Origin of the sequence: Fodinibius sp. (assembly GCF_034521915.1) — a bacterium.
GTDB lineage: Bacteria > Bacteroidota > Rhodothermia > Balneolales > Balneolaceae > Fodinibius.
Window position 1 is genome coordinate 17,343 of record NZ_JAXHLU010000004.1, and the last position, 20,250, is coordinate 37,592.

Here is a 20,250-nt window from a genome sequence, read left to right on the forward strand (position 1 = left end):
AGAATAAAGGGGAAGGAAATTGATCGATTTTGGTAAAAAAATAGTACCTTCAACGTATTTCGAACTTTAAGACAAAAAGCGTGTTGCGGCCCGATATTTTAAAAGAGTATTCTATATATCCTATTAAAATTCCCACCCCATTTGCCGTGGGAGATGTTTTTAGCTATCTAATTAAAGACGAAAAAAATGTACTGGTTGATACCGGTCAATATACTGATGATGCCTTTGATTGTGTTCGTTATTATTTGGGTGAACAGGGATTAACGATCAGGGATATTGATGAGATTTGGCTTACGCATGGGCATCCGGATCATTACGGACAGGCTGCCCGACTTGCCGATCGTGCGGGAGCAACGGTGTTCGGACATCCATTGGAGCGATCTAATTTTGGAGGCAATGATGATGCCGATTTGTTTGAGGCGTTTTTTCAAAAACATAGTATTCCCAAAGGGGATATTCAGAATATGATTGATCAGCTGGATTGGCTACAGCAATTTCAGTTGGCGATTGAACCCGAATGGATCCAAGAGGGAGTAGTACTTAACAGTGGTGACCTTTCATTCAAGGTTGTTCATACGCCCGGCCATGCTCCCGGTCATGTATCATACAAAAGTGAGAACGGTGTTATTTTTGGTGGGGATTTGTTGCTGGCACATATCAGTACCAATGCCTTAATTAATTTTGATACGGAAACGGATCAGCGAAATAAGAGCTTATTACAGTACCGAAAATCGCTAAAATGGATTCGTAATCAGGGTGGGCTGGTGCTGCCGGGTCATGGAGAGATAATTGAAGATGCGGCGTCGGTTGCTGATCATCACTTAAACGAACACAAAAAGCGATATCAGAAAATAAAAAAGCTGTTGGGTAAAGAGTCGATGTCGTTATTGGAATTATCTCACCGAATTTTTGCCGATGCCATAAAAAAGGGAGCTCTATTTCTTGTTTTATCAGAGGTATTGGGCTACTTGGACTGGGGGATCGATGAAGGGAGTATTGAAGTGGATGAGTCGAAAATGGAATATCGAGCTACTAACTAATAAGAAGTCTCTGAGCTGGGATTATGAATTTGTAATTAAAAATGAAAAATTGTGATCGTTAATTTGACAATGAACAATGTGATCAACATTCTGCTAACTGTTAACCAAACTACGCTGAAGCTTTGTAGGGCAAGCTGCTAACTGCCTGTTCTCCGAAGCATATGCGTAGGAGAAATAACTGCTAACTGCTATGTCTACGATATTCACGAAAATTATTGAAGGTGAGATTCCTTGTCATAAAGTAGCCGAAACCGAAAATCATATCGCCTTTTTAGATATCAATCCCATTTCTGAGGGACACACGCTCGTGGTGCCCAAGGAAGAGATCGATTACTTTTTTGATTTGCCGGACGAGTTGATGCAGAGCACTATGGCAGTCTCCAGGGATATTGCAAAAGCAATCGATGAGGCATTGAATCCGCTGCGGACCGGCGTTATTGTTCAGGGATTGGAAGTACCGCATGCTCATGTGCATTTGATTCCCCTATATAAAACGAACCAGGTGATGGCACTGGGACATAATGTATCGGTGAGCGAGGAGCGGATGGTTGAGCTGAAAGAAAAGATTGCAGCCGAGGTATCGCTATGAAAATATCGGTTTTGAATGGACCCAACCTAAATATGTTGGGCAAACGCGATCCTGAGCAGTATGGCTCTGCTACACTGGAAGATATTGAACAGCTGCTTATCAGCTCGTTTCCCGACCATGAAATGACTTTCTTCCAAAGTAATTTAGAGGGAGAATTGGTCGAAGCTATCCAATCGCTGATGAAAAGTGATTTTGATGGGGTTATCGTTAATTTTGGAGGATTTTCACATACGTCAGTAGCAATTCGTGATGCGCTTGATTTGATTGATATTCCCATCGTGGAAGTGCACCTGTCCAATATTCATGCTCGCGAAGAGTTCCGGGAACGCACGCTTACGGGAGCAGTAGCAGATGGCATTATTACCGGATTTGGGAAACAAAGCTATCTTATTGGAGTACATGCTCTTGAGAAGTTGATAGTGAGCAAGTAACCTTTGAATTGTCATCTCGACGGCAGGGAGAGATCTTTGTTTATTTACTCAGCACAATCTAATTCTTCCTTTTGAAAAAGCTACGAGAACTACTTTCAGACACACTTATTTATGGTATCAGCAGTGTGCTGGCTCGGTTTATCGGTTATCTGTTGGTACCGCTGCATACTGATGTATTCCCAACATCGGAGTATGGTGTAGTAAGTTTAGTGTATGCCGGTCTTGCTTTCTTGAATGTGATCTTCACTTTTGGGATGGAATCGGCCTATCTGCGTTATGCCAAAGATCGTGATCAGGCAAAAAATGTATTTAAAACCCTGCAGTTGGGACTGGGAGCTCTTTCCACAGTCTTGGTTGTATTACTTGTTTTTCTTGCTCCTGCCTTGATGCCGGCTATGAGTCTGGAATCGACCGGAAGCCAAAACCTGTACTGGATGATGCTTGGTATCCTCTGGTTCGATACTATGGTACTGGTTCCTTTTGCTGAACTTCGCTTAGTCCGCCGTCAATGGTTGTTTGCGATATTTAAAACTGGGAATATTCTGGTAAATGTTGGTTTGCAGTTTTATTTAATTCTCGGACTTGGATGGGGTATCGAAGCGGTATTTTTTGCAAGTCTTATAGCTTCCGGATTAACAGCTATTGCTCTATGGATTGCTACAGCGCCCATGTTATCAGGACATTGGGATACCCCTGTATTTCGTAAAGCGCTAAAGTTTGGATTACCTTTTGTTCCGGCTGGACTTGGCTATGCTATCAATGAAACACTTGACCGTTTTTTCTTGGGCAATTACATGTCGCAGTCTACGGTGGCAGAACTCTATAGTCCTGATATGGCACCCGACGATGTAGTAGGAATATACAGTGCCTGTTATAAGCTCTCAGTGTTTATGTTGCTGCTGGTACAAATGTTTCGGATGGCGTGGCAGCCATTCTTTTTGCGTGAATCCGATGATCCTGATGCCCCTGAGCTTTACCGCGATGTGTTTCGATACTTCAACGTAGTCGCGGGAATATGCTTTTTGGTCGTGGCCTTATTTGCTCAGCATATTGTCCAGATAAAAGTACCTGTCCTTGATGTTTATTTGGTAGGTGAGCAATATTGGTCAGGACTTACAATTGTGCCGGTGTTACTTGGAGCCTACTGGTTTCAGGGCTGGTACATGAATTTTTCGGCTGGTATCTTCATCGAAGAAGAAACCAAAATACTGCCCGTTATAACGCTAATAGGAGCAGGAATAACCGTAGTTGCCAATCTGTTGCTGATTCCCTATTTCGGAATGATGGGTTCTGCCTATGCTACCTTTCTAAGTTATGCCTCTATGGCGATGATGCTCTACTATAAAAGTGTTCGCGTATATCCTGTCAATTATCAACTTATGCGCACATTTCTGATGATGCTGATTGCTGCCGGTTCATTGTATGCCTTGCCGTGGGTAATAGGATGGATGGGATCGGAATGGACAAGTCGCTTTACAGTGTTATTAGTAGGCGGAGCAGGAATGGTCTTACTGGCAATTCCAAATTATTTACTGAAGAAATAAGACCATTTTTCCCGGTTTTGAGTGAGTGATTTTCGGGAAATCCTGCCCCGTAAAACTATTAGATCAAATATTTAAAACTATTTGGTGATATTATTATGAAGGGCAAAGTTGGTATTTATGTTGACGCGGTAAACGTAACTATGAACGGTGGTTTTGGTCTTCGATACGATGTTTTGCGCAAATTTGCCTGTCGCGGCGGCATGATCCCCTCCCGCATGAATGTGTACTTAGCTTATGATGAGCAGCGAGCCGAAGAAGATCCGGATTATAAAAACAAGACTACTCGGTTTAGTGAAGTCCTGCGGGATTTTGAGTACAAGGTGATAAAAGAGCCCGTCCAATATTACAGGGACCAAGAAACCGAGGAGATTATCACCAAGTCTACGGTCGATATGGATATGGCCGTGGATATGGTTACGCAGGCCGATAATATGGATAAGCTGGTACTGCTGACCAACAACGGTAGTTATGTTAGTGTAGTGGATGCCGTTCAACGCAAGGGCACGCGCGTAGAGCTGGTTGGTTTTGATGATATGTCAAGTAATCTGAAAAAAGAATCGGATGTTTACATTTCGGGATACCTTATTCCGGGTCTGCTGCCCATCGAATCGCCCTATGGCTGGGGCGAACCCGGCTCCAAGGTGCGGGGAGTTTGCTATGATTTCTCTCATGAGGATGGTTATGGCTTTCTGCGTTTTCTTACGGATATAGGAGAAAATCTCTGGATTACCGATTCCCGCTTTGAAGAATCTCCCTATAGTACCGTTTTTGCGCATATTTCTCAGTTCGAAAACAACTTCGATACCGATTTCCTACCCAGCCGAGATCTTATTTTTGAATTCGATCTGGTCGAAAATGAAAAAGGACTGGTGGCCGAAGATATTGTGCTGGTTTCTGCTCCGTAAATTTAAAAGGGAATCGGAATAACTTCCGACTCCCTTTTGGATTACTACTTCAATGGTCTCTCTTGTCAAGTCCCGACTATACGGGTCTTGTTAAATTATTAGATAATTCTTGTTTAAATAATAAAAGGCTAATCTAAGGCCACTTGCCGTACCTTTGCAGGGTTGGCAATATTACTTTCCAACAGCCATAATTTGCCCCACTTGTCAAAGGTGACGGCACCAGGGTAAAGTAAGAAAGAATTATCTCCTTCAACGGTTTCGCAATTTCCTGTTTCAGGATTGCATCTTTTTATTACACCACCCGCCGGACTTTCGCCAGTGGTGGCAGTAAACCAACCGTCCTTGTCATATTCAACGATATACAGCCAACCATCCGGCCCAAAATCGAGATCAAGGATCGAAGTTAAACCGTCGAAGGCTACTTCGCACTGGTCGGATGGGCAGTTCACATTCCGGGCACCGGCCTCGATGCGCCATACGCGGGAAAGACCGGTTGTTTTTCCGCCTACTTCCAAGCCTATGTCAGTAGGTGTTACGCCAGTTAGTTCTCCTACATAAATATCACCGTCAGGTCCTACAGCAACCGCGGTTGGTACCGGTTGAACATAACAGGTAAAAGCGTCGGGTACTGAAAAAAGTACCATCCAGTCCTCTGCATTGATTGAACTTCCCCCGTTTTCGGTTGGTGGAGTAAATACTGCTACCCAGTCAATATCTCCGTTTGGACTAACGCTCAGCAGTGAATTACCGGCTGCATCCGCTACAAGTACATCATTTTTATAATCTGTAAGGTGATAAGGATTTGATTGGGGGCCGGCTGTGAAAGGCTCGGCTTCCTCACAAAGTACATTTTTCCACTGTACTCCTTTGTTGGCATCCACATCAACGGTCTGTTCATAAGCTTCAATATCACCGATCACCCATTGACCACCGGGGTTGATTCGATAAACTTTTGCTCCTACCGCCTGATCGGGGCCACCGGAAGCGGCAAAGAAGTTTTTGGCACCGTGAGCTTGCAACCCATTTATTCCTGCTCCCTTTACGGTTTCAACTGTTGTTAGGGTGCTTACGCCTCTTTTCCCGATTTTCTTTATTACCGTTTCGGAGGTTTCTCCATCTCCCGGTATCGTAGCAGAGGGGAAAATTGTTTCAGCAACCAGAATGCCGCCATCAGGCGTGGCACTGATATCAAAAACAGGTGCGTTAAACTCATAGGGGCCGGTGTTACCGATAGCTCCCAAATGTCTACCCGAATGAGCAGCTTCAAGGGTTGACTCTCCTGCTGCCGGCTTTTCGATTTCTGTTAAGCTACTGTCACATCCCACCAATAAAAAAGCTATAGCAACAGCAGCAATAGATATGCTTTTAGGTATTATCGACGATATTCGGCGGACGAATTTGTCGTATATATTACCCTGATTTAGATTGTATTTACTCATAATAGACCTCTTCTCTGTTTTATTAGGTAAGCGTTTCAGAGGACAGACTTGATAGAAGAATAAAAGCGAGCAATCCAATTGATCCGCTAACCCTAGTTTATTTTTTGACGAAAGTGGGAAGACAAGAATGACAAATTGGTTACTCTTATATTCCCAATTTCATGTAGAATATATATTCGACCTCTTTGCTTAATATCTTTTCTTTCTTAGATTACTTCTAAGAGATTAATTAGGGGGAGGAAGGGAGATATGATTGAATTAAGGGTGTTGGGCACTACAATTCTTGAAAAAGAGGATGGAAGTCTTGAGTATTCCGTTCTTTCAGGACCGAAGCGACTGGCTATTTTGACTTATCTGGTTCTCCACGACCCACAAGGTTTTGTTAGAAGAGATGAGCTTATTGCTATGTTTTGGCCGGAATCCGGACAAAAAAAAGCTCGTAATGCTCTTAGCAATATTTTATATCACATTCGAGAATCTTTGGGCAAAGATATAATTATCAATCGGGGTACAGAAGAAATTGGAGTGAATCAAGATAAGATATGGTGCGATGCTATCGCATTTGAAAAAGCTTTAGAAGATAGTGAGCCCAGGAAAGCACTTAGTTTATATAAAGATGATTTGCTTATCGGGTTTCATGTAAGTGATGTGTCCAATGAATTTGAGAACTGGCTGGATCGGGAACGTCAACGTTTAAGGTCTTTGGCCTGTGAAGGGGCATGGAAAATTGTTGAAGAGAGCGAGGAAAAGGGGAATTATGATGCTGCTCAAAGATGGGCCCGGAAAGCGACAGCGTTTGAACCCTATTCCGAAAAAGCGCATAAACGGCTAATTGATCTTCTGAAACGAACAGGCAATACATCCGATGCTTTGAGGATATACGAGGCTTTTTCAATACGTTTACAAAATGAGTGGGATATGGAGCCCAGCCCGGAACTGCAAAAAATAATTGAGGATATCAGTATCCAAGCTCAAGGTCATTCTAAAAGAACGTTACCCACCGAAACTCAGGAAGATATACCAGCCCGAGGGAGTGACTTGCAACATGACCGGGAATGGGCTGCAAAAAATTCCCTGAAGAAAGAAAATGTTCTAACTACCGAGACAGTTGGCAGTAGCTGGCTGTTAATAATTGCGGGAATCGGTATACTGGCTGTAGCATTTATAATGTGGTTTTGGTGGAATGATAGTTCGGTAAAGTCTGGTTCCAATGCACACTTTTCCGGCCACTCGGTTGCTGTTTTGCCTTTTACTTACCTGGGGGTTGAAGACAGTACTGATTATTTCAGCCTTGGTATGACCGAAGAAATTCTTGCCCGATTGGCGCAAGTCAGTGATCTGGCGGTGATATCGCGGACTTCGGTCATGAGATATCGGGATACAGAGAAAAGTTTAAAGACTATTGGGAAAGAACTGGGTGCCACAGCTGTTGTGGAAGGAAGTGTGCAGCGTGTTGGAAACCGTGTGCGTATTACCGCACAGTTGATTGATGCCCAAACTGATCGACATTTGTGGGGTGCGAGTTATGATCGGGCTCTGGAAGATATTTTGGGTGTTCAGAGTGATGTGGCAACCAAAATTGCGGGCGCTCTCGAAGCAAAACTGTTGCCCGGGGAGCGGGACCAGCTCGCGACCCGTCGCAATGTTGATGAGAAGGCATACCATTTGTATTTGCAGGGTCAGTATCTACTAAATCAGCTTGAACCGAAGGGATTGGAACAGGCTCCAGATCTGTTCCTTGCTGCTATACAACACGACTCCACTTTTGCTCCGGCCTACGGCGGGCTGGCTATGGCGTTGGTACAGTTAGGGGTACTTAATTGGGGTGATTTTGATGTGACAGGGATAGTAGGCTTATCACCAGAAACGGCAGCCCGAGCGGCTTTGGAAGCATCCGATAACGCCTTGGCTCATGACTCTACCGTAGTAGCAGCACACTTGGCTAAGGCCATGGTTCATGAGTTATTTCTGCGGAACTGGAAACAGAGTAGCATTTCGTTTCAACGTGCTCTTGGTATCAGTCCCAATAACAGTGAGGTCAGAAGAGAATACGGGTGGTATTTGCTCCGCATCGGTCAGTTGGACAGTGCATTAGTTCATATGGAATATTCGGTGGCATTAGATCCATTTTCTTGGGCAGCCCACCATGGTCTTGGCTATACCTATTATTGTGAACGTCGTTACGGGGAGGCGATTCAACACCTTGAGACAGCTCTTAATTTGGGGAGTGGATATCCAAATACAAAAAAATATTTGAGTACGGCTCGTTTCAAGGAAGCCAGCTTGTTGTTTGATCAAGGTCGGATAAAAGAGGCGGAAGCCCTGATGGATAAAGCTAGTGCTATGCTTAATGAAATGTGGGATTCCAGTTCGGAATGGAGAGAACCGCTAATGTATGCTGTTCAGAGAGAAAAAGCTCGAACTCTTGAAGAGTTGCAGAGGGTTGAGCTGCCATTTGCTCCAAAGCTTTATACGTTGCTTCTTGTTGGTCAAATAGATCCTGCTCTAACTATGATCAACGAGGGGCTCAATTTTAACAGCCGGGTATACTCTGATCCAATATTTGATATGGTGAGAGATGAACCGAAATTTGTGAAGCTTGTTGAGCAAAAGCTTGGAAGGGAAATAAATGACAAAGGACTCTACAAGCACCTCAAACATGGCCGCCATAAGCGCAGGCGCGGCAATCGACAAGACAGCAGAGGCCGAATTAAAGGCCGGGTATCGATCACCAAGCGACCCGAAGTTGTAGAAGAGCGCTCCCGACTGGGAGACATTGAAGTGGATCTAATGATGGGCAAAGCCCATAAGTCGGCGTTGTTGGTGCTAACTGATCGGGCCACCCTGCTGACGGCTCTTCAGAAAGTTACCAGCCGAAAGGCTGAGGAAATCGCTAATCAGATCACCGGACGCCTGGGCCAGATTCCATCCTCTTTTGTCAAAACCCTGACGTTTGATAATGACAAAGCCTTTGCCCGACATCAGGATATTGCCGAGAACTTGGAAGCTGATACCTACTTTACCCGCCCGTATACTTCCCAGGATAAAGGAACCGTAGAAAACCGGATTTGGGTACTCAGGCGGTTCTTCCCGAAGGGAACAGACCTGCGAAAGATCTCCCAAGAGCGCATTAGTATAATTAATCTGAATGGTTTTTATTCGTAACCAATCCAGTAATGTGAGAATAGGGTGATGTAGGTTGGAATCGTTTTGTAGTGTATCTGAAAAAGAAAAAGGGACTTCGCTATGGTCTGCGAAGTCCCTTTTTATAAATGCAAGTAGTGAGGGCCTTACGTCCTCATAATTTATTGCGATTTATTTGTCCATCAGCTGACGGAATTCTTTAAGTACAGAATGTACGTGATCAGCTGATTCATCTAAAAGTTGTTGTTCTTCGTCGTTTAAGTCAACCTCTATTATTTCCTTTATTCCGCCTTCACCCAGCTTCACGGGTACGCCAAGGAACAGATCCTCTTGGCCGTATTCGCCATTTAGGTGAGCAGCACATGGGAATACACGATTCTGGTCGAGCATAATGGCCTCTACCATTTGTGCGGCTGCAGCTCCGGGTGCATACCATGCAGAAGTTCCCATTAGGTTGACGAGTTCACCGCCGCCCCCTTTGGTACGTTCAACAATTTCTTCAAGCTTGTCTTCATCAATAAATTGGGTAACAGGCATACCGCATACCGTAGTAAAGCGGGGAAGAGGCACCATCGTGTCTCCGTGTCCGCCAAGTAAAAGCGCCTGAATATCTTTTGGGGATACGCCAATTTCTTCAGCGAGGAACGAGCGATAGCGAGCCGTATCCAAAATGCCGGCCATACCCATCACGCGATGTGATTCAAAACCACTGGTTTCGAGGGCAACCTGGGCCATCACATCCAGAGGATTTGATACAACAATTATGATGGTGTTGGGAGACTGCTCTACAAGTTTTTCGGTAACCTCCTGAACGATGTTTGCATTTATTTCGAGAAGGTCGTCCCGGCTCATACCCGGTTTGCGAGGTACACCCGCTGTAATAACGCATACATCTGATCCGGCAGTATCTTCGTAATCAACTGTTCCGGTCAGCTTGGTATCAAACTTGTGGATGGGCGAAGATTCCCACTGGTCAAGTGCGCGCCCTTTTGAGGGATAAATTTTATCTCCGTCTTTTTCTTGTACAATATCAACCATGACAACCTCTTTGGCAAAATCGCGTTGTGCTAAGGCTAATGAAACCGTTGAACCGACATTTCCGCCGGCACCGACTACTGTTACTTTCATGAGACTAATAGTTTTGGGGGTTAAAAATTTCAGAGTAGAAGATACTATTTTATGAGCTGAATATCAGGGATAGAAGCTGGATATTGGAAGGTAGAGGCTGGACAATAGAAGTGGGATGCTTGAAGTTAGATATTGGATGAATTAGTTATTAGCTATTTTGGTAGGTGGTCCAATTTTGATGTAGCTTAGTTAACATTTTCCTAACTATACTGAGCTCTTTTTATAATCTTGGTACTCTTTTTCGGATATGTAATTACAATTATTTGCGAATTTAATCCAGTTTTCTGTTTCTGAACTTGATCCTAAAGCATGTATTAGGTGTTGCTTAAAATAGTTTTCATAATTTCTTTTTGCCCATCCCTCAGTAATATTTGAACTGATTGATCGCGATGATCTAATTACTTGTGATGTTAGTGAGAATTTTTCTTCTTTGGGAAATTGTTTGCTTCTCCAAAATATTTCCATTGCTATTTGATAGGCACGTTCATATACCTCAAGATCTTCATACGATTTAATCATAATACTCTCCTGATTTCTCTATTTAATAAAAAGGCCTCTCACTTATATAGTTTGATGTAAAAAAATCTACCATATCTTATTGCTAACTTCCAATTTCTAGCTTCTATCATCGAGCTTCTAACTTCTAATCTCCGGTCTCTAGGTTCTATTCCGCGAATCCATGCCCCACATTAGCTTCTGGCGGAGAGTATCAAAATAACTTTGATTGGGCAGCTCGATAAGATCAATGGTAAAGTTTGAGCGTTTAATATGTACTTTGTAAGGATAGTCGGAGATCTCTTTAATTTGTCCATCATAGGAAAATAACACCTCGTGATCTTGCTTTTCGACAGTAACTTTAAGGTGTTTATCAGAAGGTAGAACAAGAGGTCGAGTTGTAAGTGTATGTGGGTTGATAGGTGTTACTACTATCACATCGGTATTCGGCATTACAATTGGTCCGCCGGACGATAGGTTGTAGGCCGTAGAGCCCGTGGGAGAGGCGACTATTAATCCGTCCGCCCAGTAGTTGTTGATAAACATCTCATTATACTCTGCGCCTACATTCACCATCGATGTAGAATCCTTTTTCGAAAACAGGAATTCATTAAGCGCATGATAAATGTTACCCTGATTGTCTTTAGCTTCCAGCAGATAGCGTTTTTCTATGCGGTACTCGTCCTTTATCAGATATTCGAGCGCCTGATGGAGATTCTCTTTCTGGGTATAGGCCATGAATCCCAATCTGCCACTATTTACCCCAAGTATCGGTTTTTGAATACTTTTCATAAGCCGGGCGGTATATAGCATGGTGCCGTCGCCGCCAAGGGCGATAATAATATCTGCTTGATCGATAGCTGACTCTTCATCGTCAACAACCACTGCCGAAGGATGGTCTTCACCATCGTATAATGTACGCAGATCTGAACAGAAGTAGACCTGCACTTCGTGCTCATCTGACCACTTGAGTAGGTCGACAAAGGGTTCTTTAACGGAGTATTTTGTGGGATTTGCTATTACGGCAAATTTCATGATACTAATTCAGTTTGTCGGCAGTCGGAAGAGAAACCCCGCGCAAGTTAAGCCACCATCCGTATTGATTAAAGTTGAGACCCGTTATCTCATTGCGCTGCAGAGCCGTTGGATACACCCGAAAGCGGAAGACTACGGGATAATTATTATTCAATTTATCCTTATCTTCATTTATGAACGAAGCGTGCTGTGTAACCCATAGCTCAGTATTCCTTGTAGGTATTCGAAACTTAGTCATTTCCAGATTAACCCCCTGTCGATTCAAAATTTTTGAAAGGTTACCCAGGTATGTTCGTATAAAGGGGTCGTCAGAAAAAACCGCATATAAGTTCTCTTCAGTAATGGTTGTATCTGATGGTTGCTGATTTTCAGTTGAATCAACAGCAACAATAGGGTCGGGCAGCTGTTCAAAATAGGATGAAGTATTCGCGTAGGTCAAGCGAGAGATGCGTTCTGCATCTTCTTCCGTAATGTCTGTATTTGGATTGAAGCGGAGAGTAATTTCAATGGGGTTGTTCCGTTTCGTCAATGTATACCGATCATTGAATCCTGCTTTAAGTGTTCCTGCATCTGTAGCAAAATTCTGTATTATATTGGGTCCAATTTCAGGGAGCAGATGGATATTGCCTGACGCCATTTGTCGTATTAGGTTAGATTCGGAGCTGCTTGTAAGAATATCCACTCTGTTTAAGCGAATGGTTTTGTATGCATGATATTTTTGGGATTTGGCAAAGATATAGCCCGAATCTGCTCTTTGGGATGAAAGCGTAAATGGACCTGACCCCACGGGTGCGAAAGATTTTTGTGTGTTATTGACAGCCTCACGGGGATAGATAAGTGCATAGGGTGTTGCCAGCTTTTCTAAAAATTGCGGGTCTTCCTCATGGAGTTCAAAAACAACGGTGCTATCGTTTGGAGTTTGGATGCCCGATACCTCAGAGAGTGTCCGTTTTTCCGGCTCATAAACGTTGTGCTGTTCCTGATAATAAGGCTCGAAACCTTTGATATTCCAAAATAACTTTGCAGCTGTTGATGGATTCCCGGCTTTGGCCATTCGTTCAAATACAAATTTAACATCTTGGGCTGTGAGTCGACGTCCCGTTCCGGTGCTGAATACTTCGCTGTCGTGATAGTAAATATTTTGGTTGAGTGTAAAGGTATAGGTAAGAGAGTCATTACTTACTTCCCAGTTTTTTGCTACTGCAGGAACGGTATTACCATTGGAATCCAGGCGGACGAGGCCTTCATAAATGAGCTGCAGGGCTCGCATGGTTGCACCATTGTCTGCCAGCAGAGGATCAAAACTTGTAATAGATTGATATTCGCCGATGACTAATTTTCTGAAGTCCGAATTGTCATCACCGGTGGGATATTCTTCAGTGGTATCTGCAGGGGCCGAAGCGGTGGGCGCATCTTCAATAACGACAGTTTCTGGCTGTTTACATCCCCACAGCAACACCAACGATACAATGAGTACAGGTAAATAATTCTGTGAGCTAATTAATTTCATGATCCGAAAATTATGGTTGATAACGTTTATTTATCCAAGGGTTCTTGTTGAGCACCTTTTAAGCCCTTAATGCCTTTTACAGCTTTTTCATTCAGGAGATTCGTATCATAAGAGCGGATACGACCCACTTTCTTCTGATGCTGTTTGATAGCTATGTCGATTAATTTTAGCATTAATTTGCGCATATTCATTCCGCTTTCCTCCCAAAGATAAAACGAGAATGACCCGGGAATGGTGTTAATCTCATTAAAATAGAGCTCTTCGGTATCTGCATTAATCAGGAAGTCGAACCGAGCAATGCCCGAAGCTCTAAATAATTTAAATATCTTTTCTGACCGTGACTGAATTTTTTGGGTAAGCTCATCTGAAATATCTGCGGGAATTTCTCGATCTGCCGAAGCCATTCCTTTTTGGGAACCATTATCGGACTGATACTTATCCTCAAATGAAAGTGTTTCGTCTTGTCCAAGTGGACGTTCGCAAACACTTGTTTGAAGATTATGAGAAGTACCTAACACCGAGCAGTTGATCTCAATGAGGGGTGATATGGCTTTTTCGACCATCAGGTTTTCATCATATCGGAAAGCAGTTTCAATAGCCTCAATAAGTTCATCTTCGCGTTCTACTCTGGAAACGCCGATGCTACTTCCTAAATTTACGGGTTTTAAGATAACCGGATAACCGAGCTGCTCGGCAAATTCTAAAATCGATTGCTGGTCTTTAACCCATTCTGATTCGAAGAAATCGAATCCCTCTACGACAGGTATGTCATGAGCTCTGCAAATATCTTTTGCTTTTATCTTGTCCATCCCAAGGCTTGATGCAAAAACACCGCTGCCTGCATAGGGAACGTTATACATTTCGCACGTTCCTTGAAAAGCGCCATTTTCTCCCTCTGAGCCATGAAATGCCGGGATTAGAGCATAAATCGGATAGCTTTCGGGAGAATTAAAGAATCCTTTTTTCTCTGTTTCCAGCAGTACCGGCTTTCCTAAATTGTCATGAGAAAAAGTACAGTGGGTAGCCTGTTCTTTCAGCTCGTCAAGATCTTGATAATTTTCCATTTCCAGAAGTGTATCGCCAGTCAGCCATCGTCCCGATTTTGAAATGTAAAGCGGAACGACGTTATAATTGGTCCCTTTCAGGGAAGCGATAACCTGCATGGCGGTAAGCACTGATACTTCATGCTCCGGCGAAATACCACCAAATGCCACAACGATATTGCGAGAACTCATGGATCAGTTTTGAATTTAGGTTAATATACCTCTAATGATAAGAAAAGATCGCCTCAGATGTGATATAAATACAAAAAAGCAGAAGTGGTTTTGTTAAACAAATAGATAAAAATCGGTGCCGTTATTATTTGCAAATATAGGGAATTAGGAAGTACGAGCACCGACGTTTTATTTACTTATTGCTTTTAGCCATATAATATAGCTGAATGATACGCAGCTCGCTATAGCTTACTGATTTATCGAGCTCGGTATAGACCTTACGTATCATGTGCGTGGGCACTTCGGCCATAATGTCCATGACTTCTTCTCGTTTGCGATGTGAAAGCGAAGAAACTTCTACAATTCCTTCGGGACGAATATTATTTCCTTCTTTTAAATATTTTTTTAGATGCTTGATGATGGTCACATCTTTAACGCCAAACTGTTCGGATAGATGGTCAATGGATTTTCCGGCATTATATTCCTTGCCGATGCGCTCATAGGGCTCACCATACTCCTGGAACTTTTTTAATTTTTCTTCGAGCGCTTCGCTCTTTTCCTCAACATCTTTGGCACGGCAGTATTTGTTAATAATTTTTAAAAAGTCAGTGCCATATTTTTTTAGCTTCACTGATCCTATCCCGTAAATAGGCATTAGCTTATCTTTTGATTGGGGATAATAGTACGCCATCTCCATAAGTGTTGTATCCGGAAATATGGCGTAGGGTGGAACTGATTGCTCGTCGGCCAGTTCTTTACGCTTGACCTCCAACTGCTCAAAGAGATCGTTGTCATAATTTTGTTCTACTTCGGTCGTAGTACGATCAATGGATTCATCATCGACTACGTTTTCTGTACGATCAAGAACGCCAAATACATTTTCTTTGCCATTTAATACGGCTTGTCCCTGATCGGTAATATGCAATGCGTTTTTTTCTTCTTCGGTTTGCAAATATCCTTGCTTCACAAGCAGCCGTGCCAATAAAATCCAATGCTCCTTGGCCCACTCTGTACCAATATTATAGGTTGATAGCTCATCATGGCCGTTTTTAAGTACTTTTGCCTTGGTGGACCCGCGCAGAATATCTGCAAGATAATAGCTATCAAATTGTTCGTCTGTTTGCGCAATACAGGATAGCATTTTTTGAGCTTGAACCGTTAAATCTTCCACTTCTGCATCTACCGACAGACAGTTATCACACATGCCGCAGTTATCCTTTTTGTAGGTTTCTCCAAAATATTCCATTAATGGTACGCGACGACATTCATCCGTTTCCAGGAACTTCATCAAATCCTTAAGGTGCTTTTCGGCTACCTCCTTTTGTCTGCCTTCTTTTTGATTAATGAAATACTGAATCTTCTGCTTGTCAGATCGGCTGTATAACAGCAGACAATCAGATCGTAAACCGTCACGACCGGCGCGGCCAATTTGCTGATAGTACGACTCAATATTTTTGGGCATATCGAAGTGCATTACAAAACGAACGTTTGGCTTATCGATTCCCATTCCAAACGCAATGGTCGCTACAATGATGTTGACATCGTCTCGGATAAAGAGTTCTTGGTTACGATTTCGGAGTCGTTTTGAGAGTCCGGCATGATAGGGCTTTACGGAGTGCCCTGCTTTTTTCAATTCCACAAAAAGTTCTTCTACCTGCTTACGGGAGAAGCAGTAAATAATTCCCGACTGTTTTTTTCGGGTATATAGAAAATCGAGGGTTTGTTCCACCGGATCTTCTTTGTCCGCTACTTTCAGGAACAGGTTTTTACGATCGAAGCTGCCAAGGAATGTATCAGAATCCTCGAACTCTAAGACGTTTTTGATATCTTCGCGAACACGTGGTGTGGCCGTAGCAGTTAACGCCAGGCAGGTGGCTTCGGGATACCGGTCACGTACGGTAGTAAGCTCGCGGTAATCAGGACGAAAATCGTGTCCCCATTCTGAAATACAGTGCGCTTCGTCAATGGTAAACAGATCAATACGCTGGTTATCAAGTAGCCTGAGCGTGCGTTCCATGAGCAAAGTTTCCGGTGCCAGGTACAACATCTTTACTTTTTTGTCTTTTAGTCGCTGGATATTGCGTTCATATTCTTCGTCAGTAAGTGAACTATTAAGATAAATGGCAGGAATATCGTACTGGCGAAGCTGTTCCACCTGGTCCTTCATCAGCGATATTAGTGGGGATACGACCACCGTGAGCCCATCAAAAAGAAGTGCTGGAATCTGGTAGCAAAGCGATTTTCCACCTCCCGTAGGCATAATGACGAGTGTATCTTTCTCGTCCATAACATTTGCAATAATATCTTCTTGCAGGGGGCGAAAATCTTCAAATCCAAAAACGTTGTTAAGCTTGTCGCGTGCTTCTGTAATCATGTATCGCTGATGTGTTAGATTAATCTGATACCACAGATTATGATCGGTATTATAATTTACTATTTATAAATCGTTTAAAGTTAAGGCTGTTTTCGCTGAAATTTATGAGAAGACCTATTTCCAGTTGAAAAGCAGTTAGGTAATTCAGCACCTGATTATAATGTGTTTCATTGATTTCTGAAAGCGCCTTTAGTTCTACCAATACCTTATCTTCAATCAGAAAATCAGCCATTCTTTTACCTATCGATTGGCCCTTGTAAAATAGAGGCATCGATTCCTCTCGTTTATAACTGATATTTTGATTCTGGAATTCGATGGCTAAACTACGTTGGTAAATAACTTCAGGAAAACCGTTACCTAAAGCTGAATGTACCTGCATAGCCGCACCAATCACAGCACCGGTAAGATCGCTGTACTTGTATTTTTCACTCATTTTATCACAGATTTACTTGATTTATCTGAATTCACTGATAGTATTATCATTTATAAGAATGATCTGCGTAGGCTTTAATCCTTACAAATAATTTTATCAAACAATTAGATAAATCAGTTTAATCTGTGATGTTACTTACTCAGATAAAGACTTTTAAACTCGTACGGTTTCTTGAAATGTTCGTCGTTGAAATCCTCCATAAAGTAGATGGTTTCTCCAGTGGATTTCATTTCGGGCCCCAGCTCTTTTTTAACTTCCGGAAATTTATCAAAGGGGAAGACCGGTTCTTTTATGGCCCAATTCTTAAGCTTAGAAGTTAAATCTTCTTTATCAAAGTCTTTGAGCTTTGCACCGAGCATTACCTTAACGGCAATTCGTGCCTCGGGACGTCCGGTTGCTTTTGCGAGGAACGGAATGGTCCGCGTTGACCGAGGATTAGCTTCAAGCACATACACATCGTCGCCTTTAACGGCATACTGTACGTTCAGGAACCCTTTGATGTTCATGTTTGAGGCAATTTTTTCGTGATACTCCTTAATTTTTTCGATAGCGGTATCACTCAGTGAATAAGTCGGAATGACCGCGGTAGAGTCACCTGAATGTACACCGGCTGGCTCGATATGCTGCATGATCCCTGCAATATGCATATCCTCTCCGTCATAAACGGCATCCACATCTACCTCAACCGCATTTTCCAAAAACTTATCAATGAGGAAGGCATTTTCGGGATGGGTTTCGAGGACGCGCTCGGTGTAAAATTCAAGCTCTTCCTGTTTTACTGCGATGCGCATGCCCTGTCCGCCCAGTACATAACTTGGTCTGATAAGTACGGGATAACCGATGCGATCCGCGATTTTTAAGGCGCCCTCTACATCTTCGGCTGTACCGTACGAAGGGAAGGGGATATCGAGCTTTTTCAGGAATTTCGAAAATGATCCGCGGTCTTCTGCGAAGTTGATCATCTCGAAGTCAGTCCCGAAAATCTTGATACCTTCTTCTACAAACTTTTTCCCAAGTTTAAGCGCGGTTTGTCCGCCCACTTGTAGGATAACGCCCTCGGGCTGTTCGTGCTCGTAAATATCCATTACACGCTCCCAGAAGACCGGCTCAAAGTAGAGCTTATCGGCGGTGTCGAAATCAGTAGAAACCGTCTCAGGGTTACAATTCACCATAATCGCTTCGTAGCCCATTTCCTGGGTAGCTTTAACAGCGTGCACGCAAGAGTAGTCAAACTCAATACCCTGACCGATGCGGTTGGGACCGCTTCCGAGGATCATCACTTTCTTTTTGTCGGATGCTTCGCTCTCGTTTTCCCCTTCGTAAGCGGAGTAAAAGTAAGGCGTCTCAGCGGGGAATTCTGCGGCGCAGGTATCCACAACTTTAAACGAAGGCTTCAAGTCGAATTCATTACGTTTTTTGCGTACCTCTTTTTCGGTCACTTCGCCATTACTCTGGCTCATCATCCAGGCAATTTGTTCATCCCCAAAGCCGGCTTGTTTGAGTTCAAAGAGATCTTCCTTTGTGATGGTATCGAGTGATTGTCCTTCGGTACGGTTTTCAAGGGAAACCATGTATCGAATTTGTTGCAGGAACCAAGGATCAACTTTGGTGATATCTGCAATTTCTTCAACCGAAGCCCCAAACTTAAAGGCGTTGCGGATGTTCAGCATGCGATCCCAGTATGGCTTTTTGAGTCGTTCGCGTACCTCCTTGCGATCAATCTCGTTGTAGCCGTCGGCGCCCAATCCGGATCGACCGATTTCGAGCGACTGATACGCTTTATTCAGCGCTTCGGGGAAATTTCGACCGATCGACATCACTTCGCCCACCGCTTTCATCTGCGTGGTGAGTTCCTCATCTACATTGGGAAACTTCTCAAAGTTGAAGCGCGGCGCTTTTACGATTACGTAATCGATGGATGGTTCAAAGCAGGCTGAAGTATTTCCGGTAATGGGATTGGGCAGTTCGTCGAGATTATAGCCTACCGCCAGCTTCGTTGCAATTTTTGCGATGGGATATCCGGTTGCTTTGGACGCGAGAGCAGAAGACCGGCTCACGCGCGGATTAATTTCGATAGCTACATATCGGTCGCTGCCCGGCTCTACGGCAAACTGCACATTACATCCACCGGCAAAGGTACCAATCGAACGCATCATTTTGATGGCCGCATCGCGTAACATTTGAAATTGCTTATCCGTGAGTGTTTGGGATGGAGCTACCGTCATTGAATCACCGGTATGCACGCCCATCGGATCGACATTTTCAACGGTACAAATAATGACCACATTGTCATTGGGATCACGAAGTAACTCAAGTTCGAATTCTTTCCATCCGAAAATAGACTCTTCGATGAGTACACGGTGTACGGGACTCATTTCAAGTCCGCGCAATACTTTTTTCTCAAACTCATCTTCGGACCAGACGATACCTCCCCCGGCGCCGCCCATTGTGAATGAGGGACGAATGACGATGGGAAGTCCGCCTAACTCTTCAGCAATTTCTTTGGCCTCCAATACCGATTCGGCCGCTCGGCTTTTGCACTGCGGAATGTTAATTTCATCCATTAGGTCACGGAACTGTTGGCGATCTTCGGTGATATCTACGGCATCAATATCTACACCTATGATTTTAATATCGCGCTCTGTCCAATAGTTCTCTTGCTGTAGATTTCGGGTCAAATTTAATCCCGTTTGTCCACCCATGGTAGGCAGTACCGCATCGGGTTCTTCGATTTCTACAATTTCTTTAATAGATTCCTCGGTAAGCGGCTTAAGGTAAACCTCATCGGCCATCATAGGGTCGGTCATGATCGTGGCCGGATTTGAGTTAATTAGGACTACTTCGTAGCCGTCTTCTCGAAGCGATTTACAAGCCTGAGATCCAGAATAATCAAATTCTGCTGCTTGACCAATTACGATTGGTCCTGATCCGATGATAAGAATTTTGTTGATGTCGTTGCGTCGTGGCAT

Annotated in this window: 15 protein-coding genes; 6 read left to right on the plus strand and 9 right to left on the minus strand. The window is 43.5% G+C overall.

Features of this window, described 5'->3' with window-relative positions:
- Nucleotides 1-83: 83 nt before the first annotated feature.
- The 5 genes from U5J89_RS02700 to U5J89_RS02720 all read left to right on the plus strand — a co-directional run bounded on the left by U5J89_RS02700 (nt 84) and on the right by U5J89_RS02720 (nt 4,509).
- Entirely contained in the window at nt 84-1,040 is a 957-nt protein-coding gene (locus U5J89_RS02700; protein ID WP_322574064.1) for an MBL fold metallo-hydrolase, read from the plus strand.
- Between the two features lie 190 nt (nt 1,041-1,230).
- Nucleotides 1,231-1,629 (plus strand): HIT family protein, encoded by a 399-nt coding sequence (locus U5J89_RS02705; protein ID WP_322574065.1) that lies wholly within the window; start codon nt 1,231-1,233, stop codon nt 1,627-1,629.
- Nucleotides 1,626-2,060, plus strand: coding sequence for a type II 3-dehydroquinate dehydratase (gene aroQ / locus U5J89_RS02710; protein WP_322574066.1), 435 nt, complete (start codon nt 1,626-1,628; stop codon nt 2,058-2,060). Before U5J89_RS02705 ends, aroQ begins: the two co-directional genes overlap by 4 nt.
- A gap of 71 nt (nt 2,061-2,131) precedes the next feature.
- Entirely contained in the window at nt 2,132-3,604 is a 1,473-nt protein-coding gene (locus tag U5J89_RS02715) for a lipopolysaccharide biosynthesis protein (protein ID WP_322574067.1), read from the plus strand.
- A gap of 95 nt (nt 3,605-3,699) precedes the next feature.
- Nucleotides 3,700-4,509, plus strand: coding sequence for an NYN domain-containing protein (locus tag U5J89_RS02720; RefSeq protein ID WP_322574068.1), 810 nt, complete (start codon nt 3,700-3,702; stop codon nt 4,507-4,509).
- 128 nt (nt 4,510-4,637) lie between these two features.
- Here U5J89_RS02720 and U5J89_RS02725 read toward each other — a convergent pair whose 3' ends face one another.
- Nucleotides 4,638-5,948, minus strand: a complete 1,311-nt coding sequence (locus U5J89_RS02725) for a ScyD/ScyE family protein (protein WP_322574069.1) — start codon at nt 5,946-5,948, stop codon at nt 4,638-4,640.
- Between the two features lie 249 nt (nt 5,949-6,197).
- On the opposite strand from U5J89_RS02725, the gene U5J89_RS02730 reads away from it, so the two are divergent.
- Nucleotides 6,198-9,113, plus strand: coding sequence for an IS30 family transposase (locus tag U5J89_RS02730; protein ID WP_322574070.1), 2,916 nt, complete (start codon nt 6,198-6,200; stop codon nt 9,111-9,113).
- Nucleotides 9,114-9,263: 150 nt separating this feature from the next.
- On the opposite strand, the gene mdh is transcribed toward U5J89_RS02730, so the two are convergent.
- From mdh to carB, 8 genes are all read right to left on the minus strand, one after another.
- Nucleotides 9,264-10,220 (minus strand): malate dehydrogenase, encoded by a 957-nt coding sequence (mdh, locus tag U5J89_RS02735; protein WP_322574071.1) that lies wholly within the window; start codon nt 10,218-10,220, stop codon nt 9,264-9,266.
- Between the two features lie 204 nt (nt 10,221-10,424).
- Nucleotides 10,425-10,739 (minus strand): four helix bundle protein, encoded by a 315-nt coding sequence (locus U5J89_RS02740; protein ID WP_322574072.1) that lies wholly within the window; start codon nt 10,737-10,739, stop codon nt 10,425-10,427.
- Between the two features lie 138 nt (nt 10,740-10,877).
- Nucleotides 10,878-11,750, minus strand: coding sequence for an NAD(+)/NADH kinase (locus tag U5J89_RS02745; protein ID WP_322574073.1), 873 nt, complete (start codon nt 11,748-11,750; stop codon nt 10,878-10,880).
- A 4-nt stretch (nt 11,751-11,754) separates the two neighbouring features.
- Nucleotides 11,755-13,260 carry an ABC transporter substrate-binding protein gene (locus U5J89_RS02750; protein ID WP_322574074.1) on the minus strand — a complete coding sequence of 502 codons (1,506 nt, stop codon included), beginning with the start codon at nt 13,258-13,260 and terminating at the stop codon, nt 11,755-11,757.
- A gap of 26 nt (nt 13,261-13,286) precedes the next feature.
- Nucleotides 13,287-14,495, minus strand: coding sequence for a D-alanine--D-alanine ligase family protein (locus U5J89_RS02755; RefSeq protein WP_322574075.1), 1,209 nt, complete (start codon nt 14,493-14,495; stop codon nt 13,287-13,289).
- Between the two features lie 172 nt (nt 14,496-14,667).
- The gene (recQ, locus tag U5J89_RS02760; RefSeq protein ID WP_322574076.1) at nt 14,668-16,848 is read right to left on the minus strand and encodes a DNA helicase RecQ; all 2,181 of its coding nucleotides are present in this window, start codon (nt 16,846-16,848) and stop codon (nt 14,668-14,670) included.
- Between the two features lie 49 nt (nt 16,849-16,897).
- Nucleotides 16,898-17,281 carry a GxxExxY protein gene (locus U5J89_RS02765; RefSeq protein ID WP_322574077.1) on the minus strand — a complete coding sequence of 128 codons (384 nt, stop codon included), beginning with the start codon at nt 17,279-17,281 and terminating at the stop codon, nt 16,898-16,900.
- Between the two features lie 131 nt (nt 17,282-17,412).
- Entirely contained in the window at nt 17,413-20,250 is a 2,838-nt protein-coding gene (gene carB, locus U5J89_RS02770) for a carbamoyl-phosphate synthase large subunit (RefSeq protein ID WP_322574078.1), read from the minus strand.

What these genes read in the sequence shown, in the direction of transcription:
- U5J89_RS02705 (WP_322574065.1), top strand. Translation starts at nt 1,231, where the DNA reads ATGTCTACGATATTCACGAAAATTATTGAAGGTGAGATTCCTTGTCAT.
- aroQ (WP_322574066.1), top strand. Translation starts at nt 1,626, where the DNA reads ATGAAAATATCGGTTTTGAATGGACCCAACCTAAATATGTTGGGCAAA.
- U5J89_RS02720 (WP_322574068.1), top strand. Translation starts at nt 3,700, where the DNA reads ATGAAGGGCAAAGTTGGTATTTATGTTGACGCGGTAAACGTAACTATG.
- U5J89_RS02725 (WP_322574069.1), bottom strand. Translation starts at nt 5,948, where the DNA reads ATGAGTAAATACAATCTAAATCAGGGTAATATATACGACAAATTCGTC.
- U5J89_RS02730 (WP_322574070.1), top strand. Translation starts at nt 6,198, where the DNA reads ATGATTGAATTAAGGGTGTTGGGCACTACAATTCTTGAAAAAGAGGAT.
- mdh (WP_322574071.1), bottom strand. Translation starts at nt 10,220, where the DNA reads ATGAAAGTAACAGTAGTCGGTGCCGGCGGAAATGTCGGTTCAACGGTT.
- U5J89_RS02740 (WP_322574072.1), bottom strand. Translation starts at nt 10,739, where the DNA reads ATGATTAAATCGTATGAAGATCTTGAGGTATATGAACGTGCCTATCAA.
- U5J89_RS02745 (WP_322574073.1), bottom strand. Translation starts at nt 11,750, where the DNA reads ATGAAATTTGCCGTAATAGCAAATCCCACAAAATACTCCGTTAAAGAA.
- U5J89_RS02750 (WP_322574074.1), bottom strand. Translation starts at nt 13,260, where the DNA reads ATGAAATTAATTAGCTCACAGAATTATTTACCTGTACTCATTGTATCG.
- U5J89_RS02755 (WP_322574075.1), bottom strand. Translation starts at nt 14,495, where the DNA reads ATGAGTTCTCGCAATATCGTTGTGGCATTTGGTGGTATTTCGCCGGAG.
- recQ (WP_322574076.1), bottom strand. Translation starts at nt 16,848, where the DNA reads ATGATTACAGAAGCACGCGACAAGCTTAACAACGTTTTTGGATTTGAA.
- U5J89_RS02765 (WP_322574077.1), bottom strand. Translation starts at nt 17,281, where the DNA reads ATGAGTGAAAAATACAAGTACAGCGATCTTACCGGTGCTGTGATTGGT.
- carB (WP_322574078.1), bottom strand. Translation starts at nt 20,250, where the DNA reads ATGCCACGACGCAACGACATCAACAAAATTCTTATCATCGGATCAGGA.